Source organism: Geodermatophilus sp. SYSU D00705, assembly GCF_054050135.1.
The window spans coordinates 1-15159 of the sequence record NZ_JBJGYT010000058.1 but is presented as its reverse complement, the minus strand read 5'-3'; the positions used below and the strand labels follow the sequence as shown (position 1 = coordinate 15159).

Here is a 15159-nt window from a genome sequence, read left to right as displayed (position 1 = left end):
CCGCATGGTGGGGGGGCCCCCCCCCCCCCCCCCCCCCCCCCCCCCCCCCACCCCCCGCCCCCGCGGGGGGGGGGGGCCGCGGGGGCCCCCCCCCCCCCCCCTCCGCTCAGACCTTGAGGCGGTAACCGCGCTTGACGACGGTCTCCACCAGCGGGGCGCCGAGGGCGGCCCGCAGCCGGGTCACCGCCATCTCCACCGCGTGCCCGTCCCCGCCGCCGGGCAGGCCCTGCACCAGCTCGGGCCGGGACTGCACCGCCCCCGGCCGCGCGGCCAGCGCCCGCAGCACCGCCATCGGCCCGGGCGCGAGCTCCACCAGCCGCCCGTCGACGACGGCCCCGTGGCCGCGCACCTGGAGCTGGTGCCCGCCGACCCGCAGCACCGGGTCGCGCTCGGGCAGCCGGGCCACCACCTCCCGGGCCAGCGCGCCCAGCCGGGACCGCTCCGGCTGCAGCGAGGGGATCCCCGCGGCGTCCAGCGGGCCGGCGGTCACCGGCCCGACGGCGATCGGCAGGACGCCCCCGGTGAGCGCGGCCACCACCTCCGCGCGCTGCCCCAGCTCCTCGGCCACGCTCAACAGGCCGGCCGCGGCCGGCGCGCTGGTGAAGGTCACCGCGTCCACGCCGCGGGCCACGATCGTGCCGACCAGCCGCCGCACCGGGCCGACGTCCTCGGGCAGCACCCAGCGGTAGACCGGCACGGTGAGCACCTCCGCGCCGGTGGCCCGCAGCGCGTCGACGAAGTCCGGCAGCGGATCCCCGTGCAGCTGGACCGCGACCCGGCGGCCGGCCAGCGGCCCCTCCGCCCCCGACAGCAGGTGCTCGAGCACCTCCGCCGACGACTCGGACGCCGGCGACCAGGCGTCGACCAGCCCACCGCCGCGGATGGCGCCGCGGGCCTTCGGGCCGCGGGCGAGCACGCGGCTGCCCCGCAGGTGCTCGACCAGCGGGAGGTCCCACGCGTCGGCCGCCTCCAGCCACCCGCGGAAGCCCACCCCGGTCGTGGCGACGACGAGGTCGACGGGGCGCTCCAGCACCTGCCGGGTGGCCGCGACCAGCTGGGCGTCGTCGGCCAGCGGCACGATCCGGATCGCGGGCGCGTAGACGACCCGTGCCCCGCGGCGGGCCAGCAGGGCGCCGAGCTCCTCGCGGCGGCGGGCCGCGGTGACCGCGACGGTGTAGCCGGCCAGCGGCAGGAGTTCGCCGGGGGCCTCGGGCACGGTCGGGCTGTCCGTCACGACCCCATGGTGCGGCGTCGGCGTTGCGGGCGTGTGACGCCCCTGGTCAGACGCCCGGTGCGTCGGGAGGGGCGTGCATCCACCGGGCCAGCAGCACGCTGGCGTCGTCCTGCAGCAGCCCGTGCTGGTGGTCCAGGACCGCGTGCACCAGCCGCCGGGCGGTCTCCGGCGGTGACTGGTCGGCGGCCACCTCCCGGGTCAGGAAGTCCAGCAGGCGCTCCTCCCCGAACCAGTCACCGGCAGGGTTCCGTGCCTCGGTGACACCGTCGGTGTGCAGCGCCAGCCAGTCGCCGGGCTGCAACGGCTCGTCGGCCACGGTGAGGACCCCCGTTCCCAGGCCGAACGGCACCCGCCGGCCCGCCGACAGCTGCTTGACCACCTTCCCCGAGCGCAGCAGCAGCGGTGGCGGGTGCCCGGCGTTGACGTAACGCAGCCGCCCGGAGCCGACGTCGAGCTCCGCGAGCACCCCGGTGGCGAACGCGCTGCCCGGGAAGGTGGCGGCCACCACCTCGTCGATGGCCCGTGCCTGGTCGTAGATGCCGCGGCCGTCCCGGCGGGCGCTGCGGTAGGCGGCCAGCGCCGCGCTGGCGAGCAGGCCCGCGCCCAGGCCGTGCCCCATGGCGTCGAAGATGGCCAGCGAGATCGTCGTCTCGGAGATGGAGTAGTCGAACGCGTCCCCGCCGGCCTCGTACGCGGGCTCCACGAGCCCGGCGAGCACGAAGGCGTCGCTGGCGGCGGTGAGCGGAGGCAGCTGCTGCCACAGCAGCTCGGCCGACGGCGTCCGCGGCCGCGTCCGGCGGGCCTGCTCGAGGGCGTCGCCGTACTGCCCCATCGCGGCGACCAGGTGCCCGACCATGCCGGCCAGCCACCGGCACTCCTGGCGCAGCCCGGGGTCGTAGAGCTCCGCGACGGTGCCGACCCGCACCTCCAGCACCCCGACCCGCTCGGCGCCGTCGAGGAGCGGCACCCACAGCCGCGGCGTCCCGCCCGCCTCGGAGGGCAGCATGCGGAGGGTCTGGAAGGCCCGGCCCGGGAGCGTCCCGTCGACGGCGACGGTCTTGCGCTCCGGCGCCCCTGCGGGGAGCAGGGGCCACAGCCGGCGCTGCTCGTGGTCGGCGACGTGCACCGTCACCGCGACGCCCATCGCGGTGCCGGCCTCCACCGCCAGCGCGGCGAGCCGGTCGGGTGGGGCGGCGTGCGCGGCCTCGACCAGGTGCAGCAGTGCCGCGAACGGTCCGCTGGCCGGCCGGCGCGCCCGCAGCGGCGCGCTGTAGGGCACCCGCCGCTGGGTGAACAGCTCGTCGAGGCGCTCGTTGAGCGTGTGGGCCAGCACCGTGCGCTGGCCGGGCGGCATCGGCACCAGGCCCTGCAGCTGGGCCTCCACGTCGAACAGGTCGGCGGTGCCGCCGAGGGCGAAGTACCGGGTCCACAGCTGCTCGAGCGTGAGGTCGGCGATCTCGAAGGCCGAGCGCAGCGCCCGGTGCTGCTCCTCCTCCGGGGAGGCCTGCCCGGGACCGGTCATCAGCGCCGCCGGCGGACCGCGGAGCCGACGACCGTGCGGGCCACCTCGGGCAGGTTCCCGGACTCCTCCCCGGACCGGGCCAGCAGCATCCCGAAGGCCACCTCCTCGGTCACCCCGTGCCGGGCCATGAGCACGCCCTTGGCCATGCTCACCGTGTCGCGGGTGCCGATCGCCGCGCGCAGCCCCTCACTGAGCCGCCGGGCGCGCTCGTGGGTCTGCACGTTGGCGACGAGGATGGCCGCCTGCGCGGAGAACCGCCACAGCAACTGCTCGCTCTGGACGTCGAAGGTGCCGGGGACCTCGGCGTAGACCTTGAGGGCCCCGAGCGCGGTGTCGCCGACGACCAGCGGTGCGCTCATCGCCGCGCGGAGGCCCAGCCGGACCGCGGCGGCCGACCAGCGCGGCCAGCGCCGGTCGGTGGCGACGTCGTCCATGCGCACCAGCTGCCGCGCGGCCGTGGCGGCCAGGCACGGACCCTCGTCCAGCTCGTACTGCAGCGCGTCGGCGCGCTCGACCCGGGTGTCGGTCGAGCCGGAGCTGCGGCGTCCCCGCTCGTCGATGACCGAGACGCCGGCGCCGGCGGCTCCGGGGACGGTGTCCAGCGCCAGCGAGCTGACCAGGGCCAGCGCGGACGCCACCGTCTCCTCCGACATCAGCAGGCCCGACATCCGGGCGAAGACGGCCGACAGCTCGTCGGCGAGGGGGAGGTCGGGGGAGGGGTCGAGGGCCACGTGCACCTGCCTGTGCGCGGGCCGCCCGCTCCGCCGGTGCTTGGACGGGGGGACGGCGCGCGGCCAGCCTAGCTGCCGACGCCGCTGCCGGAGGTCCCGTCGACGCGGACGTCGGCGCGTTGCCGGGTGCACTCGGCGGCGAAGACGGCGGCCTCGGTGACCTGCCAGCGCCGCCACTGCGGCTCCAGGGCGACGCCGTCCCGGGCCAGGCCACGCGCCAGCCGGACCTCCCGCGGCGCCTCCACCCAGATCCGCAGCACCGCCCAGCGGTCGGCCGCGCGCGGGCAGCTGCCGCAGCCCTCGACCACCAGGACGCCTCCCGACGGCACCGGGGTCGGCTCCGTCGCGAACCGGCCCGCCGCCCAGTCGTAGCGGTGGTAGGCGCCGGGACGGCCCTCGGCCAGCGGGCGCAGCACCCCGGCCGCGAGGCGGGCGAAGGCGCCGGTGAGCGTCCACCCGGCGTACAGGTCGTCCATGTGCACGACGGTGGCGCCGAGCTCGGCGGCCAACCCTGCGGCGAGGGTGGTCTTGCCCGACCCGGCCGGCCCGTCGACGCAGACCAGCCGGGTGGCCCCGAGCCGGGGAGCGGTGGCGCGCACCCGCGCGGCGAGGGCGGCGCGGTCCACGGCGGGGCACTCTGCCAGCCGCGCCTGGGACCATGGGCGCGTGCCCCCGACCGCCGTCTCCGCCGTGCCCCGCCGCTGGCGCCTGCTCTGCGCCTCCGTCGCCGTCGTGGTGGCCGCCGTCCTGGCCTACGTCGGGCTGACGCTGCACACCGGCGACTCCGGCGTCGTCATCTACACGACCGCCGACCAGGTCGCGGTGGTGCTGCTCGGGCTGGTCCTCGGTGCCGGCGTCCTGGCGCTGGGCCGCCCGCGGGTCGACGCCGACGCCGCCGGCATCCGGGTGCGCAACCTCCTCGGACAGCGGGAGCTGCCGTGGACGGCGGTGCAGGCCATCCGCTTCGACCGGCGGTTCAAGTGGGCGACCCTGCTGCTGACCAACGACGACGAGTTCGCCGTCCTCGCGGTGCAGGGTGCCGACGGCGAGCGGGCCGCGGCCGCCGTCGAGGGCCTGCGGGCCCTGCTCGCCGCCGCACGGGCCGCGGAGCCGCCGCCCCCGCCCCTGCTGCACGACCCCCGGGAACGGCCGCAGACCCCGCGCGGTGCGACCCGGGAATGACCTGCGTCCCCGCGACGCTGTAGCATGGGCGCGCCTCCCCGCTACACCGAGGCGCGCGAACCACCCAGCGGCCCCGCCCCGGGCCGCTGACCAAGAGGAGCCCGCTCCCACCTGGCGCCGTCGAGGCGCCCAGGTCCCCGGATCGCGGCAGACCGGCCCGGCCGGTCCGCCGCGGCGCGCGCGAGCCCGACGGCTCGTGCACCCCGGAGAGTGGGCCCCGTGAGCAGCCGCTCACGGGGCCTTCATCGTCTCCGGCTTCCGGTCGGGTGCGACTCCTCCCGTGCAACAGCAGAGGAGAGGCCATCACCGAGCCCCGCATCAACGACCGTATCCGCGTCCCCGAGGTCCGCCTGGTCGGCCCGGAGGGTGAGCAGGTCGGCATCGTGTCGATCGGCGAAGCGCTGCGCCTGGCCCAGGACTCCGAGCTCGACCTCGTCGAGGTCGCGCCCATGGCCCGGCCGCCGGTCGCCAAGCTCATGGACTACGGGAAGTTCAAGTACGAGTCCGCCCAGAAGGCCCGCGAGGCCCGGCGGAACCAGGCGCTCACCGTCATCAAGGAGATGCGGCTGCGCCTGAAGATCGACCCGCACGACTACGAGACCAAGAAGGGCCACGTCGAGCGCTTCCTCAAGAGCGGCGACAAGGTCAAGATCACCGTGATGTTCCGTGGCCGCGAGCAGTCCCGGCCGGAGATGGGCTACCGGCTGCTGCAGCGGCTGGCCGCCGACGTCGCCGAGCTCGGCGTCGTCGAGTCCAACCCGAAGCAGGACGGCCGGAACATGGTCATGGTGATCGCCCCGCACCGGAACCAGGCGGCCTCCGACGCCTCGCGGCGCAACGCGAAGGCGGAGAAGCAGGCAGCCGAGGAGCAGGCCCCCCCGGCCTGACCGGCGCACCGCAGGACCGCACCACCGAGACGGCCGGCGCCGTCGCGGCAGCTCTGTGCTGCCGCGCGGCGCCGACAACCACGAACGAGGACCGAGGACATGCCGAAGCAGAAGACCCACAAGGGCACGGCGAAGCGCGTGCGCGTGACGGGCTCCGGGAAGCTCGTGCGCGAGCACACGAACAACCAGCACAAGTTCGAGGTGAAGTCGTCCGGGCGCAAGCGGCGGGTGAGCGGCATCGGTGTCCTCTCCCCGGCCGACTCCCCCCGGATGAAGAAGCTGCTGGGCCGCTGAGCGCCCTCCGCAACGAGAAGACAGGAGCACTCACGTGGCACGCGTGAAGCGGGCGGTCAACGCCCAGAAGAAGCGCCGGACGACCCTCGAGGCCGCCAGCGGCTACCGGGGCCAGCGGTCCCGGCTCTACCGCAAGGCCAAGGAGCAGATCCTCCACTCGGCCACCTACAACTACCGCGACCGCAAGGTGCGCAAGGGTGACTTCCGCAAGCTGTGGATCACCCGCATCAACGCCGCGGCGCGCCAGAACGACATGACCTACAACCGGTTCATGCAGGGCCTCAAGCTGGCCGGCATCGAGCTGGACCGTCGTGTCCTGGCCGAGCTGGCCGTCAACGAGCCGGCCGCCTTCGCCGCCCTGGTGGAGACCGCGCGCGCCGCGGTCGCCGCTGCCCCGGCCGGCGACGCGACCGGTACCGCTGCCGCCTGAGCCCGACGCAGCACGTCCCGACGCCGTCGGTGACCGGCCCCTCCGGGTCGGCGCCGGCGGCGTCGCACTGTGTACGGGCCCGTGATCGCCACGAGATCGGCGATCTCGTGGCGATCAGGGGCTGATGCCACCGAGATCGCCGATCTCGCCGGTCTCGGGGCCGCCCACGGTGCGAGATCGGCGATCTCGCCGCAGCAGGAGGAGGACGACGCACCGGTGACCGCACCGCTGACCGAGCGCTCGGCGCGCATCGTGGCCGCCCGCAAGCTGACCCGGCGGGCCGGCCGGGACGCCGCCGGCCTGTTCCTCGCCGAGGGGCGGCAGGCCGTCGCCGAGGCCCTGGCCGACCCGGCCGGGGTCCGCGAGCTGTTCGTGACCGCCGCCGCGGCCGAGGCGGCCGCCGACCTGCTCGCCGCGACGACGGTGCCGGTGCGGCCGGTCACGGAGAAGGCCGCCGCCTCGCTGTCGGAGACGGTCACCCCCCAGGGGCTGGTCGCCGTCTGCACGATGCGCGACCTGCCGGCCGAGACGCTCGTGGCCGCGCCGCCGCGGCTGTCGGTGGCGCTGGCCGAGCTGGCCGACCCCGGCAACGCCGGCACCGTCCTGCGCACCGCCGACGCGTGCGGCGCCGGGACGGTCGTCTTCGGTGCCGGCTCCGCCGACCCGTACGGCGGCAAGGCGGTGCGCTCCAGCGCCGGCAGCCTCTTCCACGTCGACGTCGTCCGCGGCGCGCCGCTGCCGGAGCTGCTGCCGCGGCTGCGGGCCGCCGGGGCGACCGTGCTCGCCGCCGACGGCGGGGGAGAGGCGAGCCTCCCGGAGCTCGGCGACCGGCTCGCCGGGCCGGTCGTGTGGCTGTTCGGCAACGAGGCGCGGGGCGTGCCGGCCGAGCTGGCCGCGCTGGCCGACGCCCGGGTGCGCATCCCGATGCGCGGGCGGGCCGAGAGCCTCAACCTGGCCGCGGCCGCGGCGATCTGCCTCTACACGACCCAGCTGGCCCAGGAGTAGGGCCTCAGCCTCCTGCCACGGACGCCGCCGGCCGCTCGTACCGGCGCAGGGCGGCGGTCCGGAGCAGCTCGGCGAAGTCCCCGCCGTCCTCGGGGAAGACGCCCACGCCCACCCGCACCCCGGCGGGCACCTCCGCGCCGTCCAGCGGCACCGGCGCGTGCAGGGCCTCCAGCAGCTCGCCGGCGATCCGGCGCGCCTCCGCACCGGCGGTGCGCGGGTCCAGGTCGCGCAGCGCCACCACCAGCTCGTGCCCGCCGAGCCGGCCGACCAGGTCGCGGCGGCGCAGTCCCGCCCGCACCCGCGCCGCGACCGCGCACAGCAGGTCGTCACCGGCGCCGTGGCCCCACACGTTGGTGGCCGCGATGACGCCGTCCACGTCGACGAGGACCAGCGCCAGCGCGTCGTCGCCCGCGCGGGCGCTCCAGATGGCGGTCTCCACCTCCTCGGCCAGCCGCCGCCGGTCGGGCAGCCCGGTCAGCGGGTCCGTGCCGGCCAGCTCCTCGAGCCGGGCCCGGTAGCCGGCGGCGCGGTCCTGCTCCCGGGCCAGGGCTCGCTCGGCGGCCACCGTCGCGGTCACGTCGACCTGCACCCCGATGTAGCGGGCCACCGTGCCGTCGGGGGCGTGCACCGGGGCCAGGTGCAGCTCGTTCCACCACGGCGTCCGCTCGGGCCCGCGGTGGTTGAGCAGCGTCACCCGCACCTCCTCGCCGGCCGCCACGGCGCGGCGGACGGCGGCGACCGCGGCGGGGTCGGTGTCCGGGCCCTGCAGGAACCGGCAGTTGCGGCCCAGCAGCTGCTCGCGGGGCAGGCCGGCCAGCCGCTCGAAGGCGGGGTTGACGTACACCAGCGGCTGGTCGGGCCGCTGGACGTCGACGATCGTCACCCCGCTGGGCGTGGCGTCCAGGGCGCGGCGCAGCAGTGCCTCGCCGGCCGGGGGAGCGGCCGGTGCGGGCACGCTTCCCGAGGGGACGGGCGCCGGCGGTGCCGGGGTGGGCAGGGCCCCGACGCGCGGCGCCACCCGGGCCAGCAGGGCCGCGGCGGCACGGACGACGGTGTCGCGGTCGTAGGTGAGCGCGTAGGCGAACCGCCGCTCCTCGTCGGGGCCGTCGTCCCCCAGGTCGCGGGCCAGCAGGGCGGCGGCGAAGTGCGGGCCGAGGACGGCGACGTCCCACTCGCCGCGCACCGGATCGGCCGGGTCGAGGGCCGCGCCGCGCAGGCCGGGCAGCGGCTCCACCGGCAGGTCCTCCCCGAGGGCGCAGACGAAGCCGGTCCGTTCCACGAGGTCGCGGTAGCGCAGCGCGGTCGCGGGCGTGAGGTGCCGGGCCTCCTGGAACGTCGCGGCCACGACGGACGCCGGCCCCAGCCGCAGTGCCTCCCGCTCCAGCTGCTTGGACAGCTCGATGAGCAGCGCCTTCGGGGCCTCGCGCAGCGGCACGCCGTCCGGCAGGCAGGCGAAGGGCGAGACGGCGGCGTCCTCGGTGAGGGTGTCCGGCCGCTGGGAGGGCAGGACGAGCGAGCCGGTCGGCGCGCCCTCGACCGGGCGGGGGCCGGGGCGGCCGAACAGCCAGCCCTGACCGAGCGTCGCCCCGAGCGCGCGGGCCATGTCCAGGTGGGCGGCGTGCTCTATGCCCTCGGCGAGCACCACCGCGCCGGTGCGCTCGGCGTGCGCGTTGACCGCGTTCATGATCTCGGCGATCGCCGGGCCGGGCCGCTCCTGCACCAGCCGCAGGTCCAGCTTGACCACGTCCGGGCGCAGCAGCGGCATGAACGCCAGTGACAGCGGCTCGGCGCCGACGTCGTCCACCGCGACGCCCCAGCCGACGGCGCGCACCCGCTCGACGGTGCGCAGCAGCTCGGCCGGCCGAGTGGCCAGCGCGCGCTCGGTGATCTCCAGGACCACCCGCAGTCCGCCGGGCGCGGCCGAGGCGATCGCGAGCAGCTCCTCCATCGGCGCCCGGTCGAGCACCTCGGGCTCGACGTTGACGAAGAGGGTCAGCGGCGCGCGCAGGCCCGCCTCGAGCGCACCGGAGAGGGCCGCGGCGCGGCAGGCGGCGTCCAGCTCGGCGAGCCGGCCGGCCGCGCGGGCGGCGGCGAAGAGCGCGTCGGGGCGCTCCAGGGGCCCCTCCGGCCCGCGGGCCAGCGCCTCGTAGGCGACCACCCGGCCGGTGTCGAGCTCGACGATCGGCTGGAAGACGCTGCGGACGCCGCGCCCGCTCAGCACCTCGTCGATGGCGGTCGCTGTCTGGGGGAGGGCCACACGGCAGCATCGGCCGCGACCGGGCCGGGGAGCAGCCGAACCGCCGTCCCCCGCCCCCATCGGGGGAGGTCAGGCGGGCAGCGCGATGAGCACGACCGCGGCGCCGGCCGCGGCCAGCCCGGCCACCTGGGTGCCCACCAGCCGCTCGCGCAGCACGACCTGGGCCAGGACGACGGTGCTCACCGGGTACAGCGAGGCGAGGACGCCGGTGATCGCCAGCTGCCCCTGCTGTGTGGCCAGCAGGAACAGCGCGTTGGCCGCCATGTCGCCGATCCCGCCGAGCAGCACCAGCGGCACGACCGCCCGGGGCACCCGCAGCGACTGGCCGGCGCCCAGTGCCAGGACGACGACCAGGGACACCGACACCAGGCGGGCGCCGACGAGCGGGCTGAGCTCCGCGGCCTCACGGGTGCGGTCGAGCAGCACGAAGAACAGGCCGAACCCCGCACCCGCGGCCAGCGCCGGCACCACGGTGGCCGCCCGCGCCGAGCGCAGGGACGACAGCCCGTCCTCCGCCGCCACCAGGACGACGGCGACCAGCGCGAGCCCGATGCCCACCACCGCCCACCAGGCCAGCTGCTCGCCGAACCCGACGCCGACGACGACCGGGATCGCCGCCGCCGACACCGCCGTCACCGGTGCGACGACGCTCATCACGCCGCCGGCCAAGGCGCGGTAGAAGAGGACCAGCCCGGCCGCCCCCGCCACTCCCGCGGTCGCGCCCCAGACGAGGTCCGCGGTCGTCGGGTCCCCGCCGAGCCAGGGCATCAGGAGCAGCAGCCCGAGCAGGCCGGCCGCCTGGGAGAGCGCGACGACGGCGAACGCGGTCGCCCGCCGGCTGGCCAGGCCACCGCAGAAGTCGGCCATGCCGTAGACCACCGCGCTGGCCAGCGCCAGCAGGACCGCCACGCCGACCTCCGAACCGGGCCCGCCCGGCGCGCGCCCCCGTCGTCGTGTCTAGCACCCGATCCCGGCCGTCCCCGGCACCTGGGGCAGGTCGGCAGCTCTGCGCCGGTTGTTGGCGCGTCTGCCGCGAGATCGCCGGTGTCGGGGCCTTCCGGGCCCCGATGGCAACGACTCCGCCGATCTCGGTGGGTCGCCGGCGCCCCGGAACCCGGCGGCGGGCACGCGTGCCTGCCGGGCAGAATGGCCTCCCGTGTCTGGCGCCAACGACCCCTACGACCCCAAGCAGGTCGCCGCCCTAGCCGCCGAGGCCCTCGACGCCGCGGTCGCCGAGGCCCGGCAGGCGTTCGCCGCCGCCGGCGACCTGGAGGCGCTGGCCGCCGTACGCCCCGCGCACCTGGGTGACCGCGCGCCGGTGCTGCTGGCCCGCCGCGAGCTCGGCGCGCTGCCGCCGGCCGCCCGGTCGGACGCCGGCAAGCGGGTCAACGCCGCCCGCGTCGCGGTGACCGAGGCCTACGAGACCCGCCGGGCCGAGCTGGAGGCCGAGCGCGACGCGCGGGTGCTGGCCGAGGAGCGGGTCGACGTGACCCTGCCCTGGGACCGCGCCCCCCGCGGCGCGCGGCACCCGCTGACCACGCTCACCGAGCGGATCGCCGACATCTTCGTGGGGATGGGCTACGAGGTCGCCGACGGGCCCGAGCTCGAGGCCGAGTGGCTGAACTTCGACGCGCTCAACATCGGCCGCGACCACCCCGCGCGCACGATGATGGACACCTTCTTCGTCGCGGGTGGGCGGGACCAGGACGAGGACTCCGGGCTGGTGCTGCGCACCCACACCAGCCCCGTGCAGGCCCGCACGATGCTGTCCCGCACCCCGCCCATCTACGTCGTCGGGCCCGGCCGGGTGTACCGCACCGACGAGCTGGACGCGACGCACACCCCGGTCTTCCACCAGGTCGAGGGCCTGGCCCTGGACCGCGGGCTGACCATGGCGCACCTGCGCGGCACCCTGGACCACCTGGCCCGGTCGCTGTTCGGCGCCGACGCGGTCACCCGCTGGCGGCCGTCGTACTTCCCGTTCACCGAGCCGTCGGCGGAGTTCGACGTCTGGTTCCCCGAGCACCGCGACGGTCCGCGCTGGGTCGAGTGGGGCGGCTGCGGGATGGTCAACCCGCGGGTGCTGGTCGCCTGCGGCGTCGACCCCGACGAGTTCAGCGGCTTCGCCTTCGGCGTGGGCATCGAGCGGGCGCTGCAGTTCCGCTCCGGCGTCGGCGACATGCGCGACATCGTCGAGGGCGACATCCGGTTCACCACGGCCTTTGGAGTTGAGCAGTGAGGGTCCCCATCGGCTGGCTGGCCGAGCACGTCGACCTGCCCGGGGGCGTCACGGTCGAGGATCTCGACACCGCCTTCGTGCGCCTCGGCCTGGAGGTGGAGGCGGTGCACCGGCCCGAGGAGGTCAGCGGGCCGCTGGTCGTCGGCCGCGTGCTGGACATCGAGGAGCTCACCGGGTTCAAGAAGCCCATCCGCTTCTGCCGGGTCGACACCGGTGAGGGCGAGCCCCGGGGCATCGTCTGCGGCGCCCGCAACTTCGTCGCCGGTGACGCCGTCGTCGTGGCGCTGCCCGGGGCGGTGCTGCCCGGCGGGTTCGAGATCGCCTCGCGCAAGACCTACGACCGGCTCTCCGACGGGATGATCTGCTCGGTCCGCGAACTCGGCATCGGCGAGGACCACGCCGGGATCCTGGTGCTGGGCGACGGGGCCCCCGAGCCGGGCACCCCGGCCGGCCCCGTCGTGGGCCTGGACGACGTCGTCATCGAGCTGGCCGTCACGCCCGACCGCGGCTACTGCCTGTCGATGCGCGGCATCGCCCGCGAGATGGGCACCGGCCTGGGCGTCGACTGGCGCGACCCTGGTGCGGTCACCCCGCCGGCGTGGTCGGGCGACCCGGCCTGGCAGGTCGCCGTCGAGGACGCCGACCGCTGCGACCGGTTCTCGATGATCGCCCTCGAGGGCCTGGACCCGACCGCGCCGAGCCCGTGGTGGATGCGCCGCCGGCTGGCGCAGTCCGGCGTCCGCAGCATCTCGCTGGCCGTCGACGTCACCAACTACGTGATGCTCGAGCTCGGCCAGCCGATGCACGCCTTCGACCGCGCCGCGGTCTCCGGCCCGATCGTCGTCCGCCGGGCGCGGGCGGGGGAGCGGCTGACCACCCTGGACGGCGTCGACCGCGCGCTGGACCACGACGACCTGCTGATCACCGACGACACCGGGCCCATCGGCCTGGCCGCGGTGATGGGTGGCGCGTCGACCGAGATCGGCGACGGCACGACCGACGTCCTGCTGGAGGCGGCGCACTGGGAGCCCACCGGGGTGGCCCGCACCGCGCGCCGGCACCGCCTGCCCAGCGAGGCGGCCAAGCGCTTCGAGCGCGGCGTGGACCCGGAGATGACGATGGTCGCCCTGGCCCGCGCCGCGGCGCTGCTGGCCGAGTTCGGTGGCGCCCGCGTCGTCGGCACGCCGGTGGACGTCGACACCCGCGGCCCGCGCCCGACGATCCCGTTGGACGCCGAGCAGCCGGGCCGGGTGGCCGGGGTGCCCTACTCGTCGGCGCAGGTGGTCGAGCTGCTGGCCAAGGTCGGCTGCTCGGTGGACGGCGACGGCGCCCCGCTGACGGTCACGCCGCCGTCCTGGCGCCCGGACCTCACCGACCCGGCCGACCTGGTCGAGGAGGTCGTCCGGCTGGCCGGCTACGACGACGTCCCCTCGGTGCTGCCCACCGCCCCGCCCGGGCGCGGGCTGACCGAGACCCAGCGCCGCCGCCGCGCGATCGGCCGCACCCTCGCCGAGGCCGGCTACGTGGAGGCGCCGTCCTACCCGTTCGTCGGGGAGGCGGCCCTCGACGCGCTCGGCCTCGATGCCGGCGACCCGCGCCGGGCGGTCGTGCTGGTGCGCAACCCGCTGTCGGAGGAGGAGCCGGCGCTGCGCACGACGCTGCTGCCCGGCCTGCTCGCCACCCTCGCCCGCAACCTCTCCCGCGGCCAGCGGGACGTCGCCCTCTTCGAGCACGGCGCGGTCTTCCCCGGCGGGCAGCGCAGCCGCGCGCCGCTGCCCGGGGTGGACCGTCGTCCGGACGACGAGACGCTGGCCGCCCTGCTCGCGGCGGTCCCGGCCCAGCCCTGGCACGTGGCCGTGGCGCTGGCCGGCAACCGGGAGCCGCGCGGCTGGTGGGGCCCGGGCCGCCCGGCGGGGTGGGCCGACGCGGTGCAGGCCGCCCGCCGGGTCGCCGCGGCGGCCGGTGTGGAGCTGACCGTCCGGGCGGGGGACCGGGCGCCCTGGCACCCGGGCCGCTGCGCCGAGCTGCTGGTCGGCGAGCGCGTGGTCGGCCACGCCGGCGAGCTGCACCCACGGGTCTGCGCCGCCCTGGACCTCCCGGCCCGCACCTGCGTGATGGAGCTCGACGTCGACGCGCTGCCGGCCGCGGAGGTGCCGGTCGGCCCGGCGGTGTCGGTGTTCCCGCCGGTGCTGCTCGACCTCGCGCTCGTCGTCCGCGACGAGGTGCCGGCCGCCGAGGTGGACGCCGCCGTCCGCGCCGGGGCCGGGGAGCTGCTGGAGTCGCTGCGGCTGTTCGACGTCTACACCGGGGCGCCCGTCCCCGAGGGGCACAAGTCGCTCGCGTACGCGCTGACCCTGCGGGCCCCGGACCGGACGCTCACCAGCGAGGAGGCGACGGCGGTCCGTGACGCCGCGGTCGCCGCGGCCGCCGCCGCGACGGGGGCCGAGCTGCGTGGCTGAAGCCGCCGGCCCGCTCTCCGGCACCGTGGCGCTGGTCACCGGCGCCTCCACCGGCATCGGCCGGCACCTGGTGCAGGGGCTGGCCGAGCGCGGCGCCGCGGTGGCCGGGCTGGCCCGGGGCGGTGAGCGGCTGGCGGCGACCATGGCCGAGGTGGCCGCCGCGACCGGTGCCCGCACCCTGGCCGTCGCCGCCGACGTCACCGACCGGGCCGCGGTCGACGCGGCCGTCGCCCGGGTCGTGGAGGAGCTCGGCCAGGTCGACCTGCTGGTCAACAACGCCGGCCTGGTCGACGCCGCCGAGGAGCCGCTCTGGGAGGCCGACCCCGAGCAGTGGTGGGACGTCGTGTCCAGCCACGTGCGTGGCGGCTTCCTGCTCTGCCGCGCCGTCGTCCCGTGGATGGTGCTGCGCAACCGCGGCCGGGTGGTGAACCTCGCCAGCGGGATGAGTCTGCGTGCCCGTCCGGAGTACTCCGCGTACTCGGTGGCCAAGACCGGCCTGATGCGGATGACCGAGGCCCTCGCCGGCGCGCTCGAGGGCACCGACGTGCGGGCCTTCGACGTCGCGCCCGGGGTCGTGCGCACCGAGATGACCGCCGGCATGCCGATGCACTCCGGCCGCACCGACTGGACCGAGCCGGCCGACGTCGTGGCCACCGTCGCTGCGATCGCCGGCGGCGAGCTGGATGCGTGGTCGGGGCGGTTCCTGCGGGTGGGCGGCGACGACCTGGACACCCTCCGCGCGCTCCGGCCGGACGGCGACGCCCGGCAGCTGCGGCTGCAGCCCTACGGGGACGACGACCCGCTGGCCTGATCCGAGCCGTCCACCGGTTCCGCACCGCCGGGTCCGTCCGGTGCGGGCATGGGGGGGGGGGGGCGCCCCCGCGCGGGGGCCGGCCCCCTCCATCGCGAAAAACCCCCC

14 protein-coding genes are annotated in these 15159 nt (G+C 77.0%); 8 read left to right on the top strand and 6 right to left on the bottom strand.

The features are described 5' to 3' along the window. Positions 1-106: 106 nt before the first annotated feature. The 4 genes from ACI78Q_RS23060 to ACI78Q_RS23045 all read right to left on the bottom strand — a co-directional run bounded on the left by ACI78Q_RS23060 (position 107) and on the right by ACI78Q_RS23045 (position 4113). Positions 107-1234, bottom strand: a complete 1128-nt coding sequence (locus ACI78Q_RS23060; RefSeq protein WP_456925807.1) for a uroporphyrinogen-III synthase — start codon at positions 1232-1234, stop codon at positions 107-109. 46 nt (positions 1235-1280) lie between these two features. Beyond that, positions 1281-2756: a PP2C family protein-serine/threonine phosphatase gene (locus tag ACI78Q_RS23055; protein WP_456925806.1), complete on the bottom strand. Its 1476-nt coding sequence runs from the start codon at positions 2754-2756 to the stop codon at positions 1281-1283. After that, positions 2756-3487 (bottom strand): GAF domain-containing protein, encoded by a 732-nt coding sequence (locus ACI78Q_RS23050; RefSeq protein ID WP_456925805.1) that lies wholly within the window; start codon positions 3485-3487, stop codon positions 2756-2758. The genes ACI78Q_RS23055 and ACI78Q_RS23050 overlap by 1 nt, the downstream gene beginning before the upstream one ends. A gap of 68 nt (positions 3488-3555) precedes the next feature. After that, positions 3556-4113 (bottom strand): uridine kinase family protein, encoded by a 558-nt coding sequence (locus ACI78Q_RS23045; protein ID WP_456925804.1) that lies wholly within the window; start codon positions 4111-4113, stop codon positions 3556-3558. 40 nt (positions 4114-4153) lie between these two features. On the opposite strand from ACI78Q_RS23045, the gene ACI78Q_RS23040 reads away from it, so the two are divergent. The 5 genes from ACI78Q_RS23040 (at position 4154) to ACI78Q_RS23020 (ending at position 7285) form a co-directional block, all read left to right on the top strand. After that, positions 4154-4669, top strand: a complete 516-nt coding sequence (locus ACI78Q_RS23040) for a PH domain-containing protein (RefSeq protein WP_456925803.1) — start codon at positions 4154-4156, stop codon at positions 4667-4669. A 266-nt stretch (positions 4670-4935) separates the two neighbouring features. After that, positions 4936-5556: a translation initiation factor IF-3 gene (gene infC, locus ACI78Q_RS23035; RefSeq protein WP_456925802.1), complete on the top strand. Its 621-nt coding sequence runs from the start codon at positions 4936-4938 to the stop codon at positions 5554-5556. Positions 5557-5655: 99 nt separating this feature from the next. After that, complete coding sequence (rpmI, locus tag ACI78Q_RS23030) at positions 5656-5850, top strand: 50S ribosomal protein L35 (protein ID WP_097204960.1); 195 nt, start codon at positions 5656-5658, stop codon at positions 5848-5850. A 34-nt stretch (positions 5851-5884) separates the two neighbouring features. Further along, positions 5885-6280: a 50S ribosomal protein L20 gene (gene rplT / locus ACI78Q_RS23025; protein ID WP_097204962.1), complete on the top strand. Its 396-nt coding sequence runs from the start codon at positions 5885-5887 to the stop codon at positions 6278-6280. 81 nt (positions 6281-6361) lie between these two features. After that, the gene (locus ACI78Q_RS23020; protein ID WP_456925801.1) at positions 6362-7285 is read left to right on the top strand and encodes a TrmH family RNA methyltransferase; all 924 of its coding nucleotides are present in this window, start codon (positions 6362-6364) and stop codon (positions 7283-7285) included. A 4-nt stretch (positions 7286-7289) separates the two neighbouring features. Here the strand turns inward: ACI78Q_RS23020 and ACI78Q_RS23015 are convergent, their stop codons facing one another. After that, positions 7290-9542 carry an EAL domain-containing protein gene (locus ACI78Q_RS23015; RefSeq protein ID WP_456925800.1) on the bottom strand — a complete coding sequence of 751 codons (2253 nt, stop codon included), beginning with the start codon at positions 9540-9542 and terminating at the stop codon, positions 7290-7292. Between the two features lie 69 nt (positions 9543-9611). After that, positions 9612-10451, bottom strand: a complete 840-nt coding sequence (locus tag ACI78Q_RS23010) for an EamA family transporter (protein WP_456925799.1) — start codon at positions 10449-10451, stop codon at positions 9612-9614. Between the two features lie 247 nt (positions 10452-10698). On the opposite strand from ACI78Q_RS23010, the gene pheS reads away from it, so the two are divergent. The 3 genes from pheS to ACI78Q_RS22995 are packed head-to-tail and all read left to right on the top strand — an operon-like array spanning position 10699 to position 15051. Further along, positions 10699-11781, top strand: coding sequence for a phenylalanine--tRNA ligase subunit alpha (gene pheS, locus ACI78Q_RS23005; RefSeq protein ID WP_456925798.1), 1083 nt, complete (start codon positions 10699-10701; stop codon positions 11779-11781). After that, the gene (pheT, locus tag ACI78Q_RS23000) at positions 11778-14240 is read left to right on the top strand and encodes a phenylalanine--tRNA ligase subunit beta (protein ID WP_456925797.1); all 2463 of its coding nucleotides are present in this window, start codon (positions 11778-11780) and stop codon (positions 14238-14240) included. Before pheS ends, pheT begins: the two co-directional genes overlap by 4 nt. Then, on the top strand, positions 14233-15051 hold the full coding sequence (locus ACI78Q_RS22995; protein WP_456925796.1) for an SDR family NAD(P)-dependent oxidoreductase: 819 nt from the start codon (positions 14233-14235) through the stop codon (positions 15049-15051). Before pheT ends, ACI78Q_RS22995 begins: the two co-directional genes overlap by 8 nt. Positions 15052-15159 lie beyond the last annotated feature (108 nt).

Bases quoted from the DNA above. Each gene is read 5' to 3' on its own strand.
- ACI78Q_RS23055 (WP_456925806.1), bottom strand. From the start codon at position 2,756: ATGACCGGTCCCGGGCAGGCCTCCCCGGAGGAGGAGCAGCACCGGGCG.
- rpmI (WP_097204960.1), top strand. From the start codon at position 5,656: ATGCCGAAGCAGAAGACCCACAAGGGCACGGCGAAGCGCGTGCGCGTG.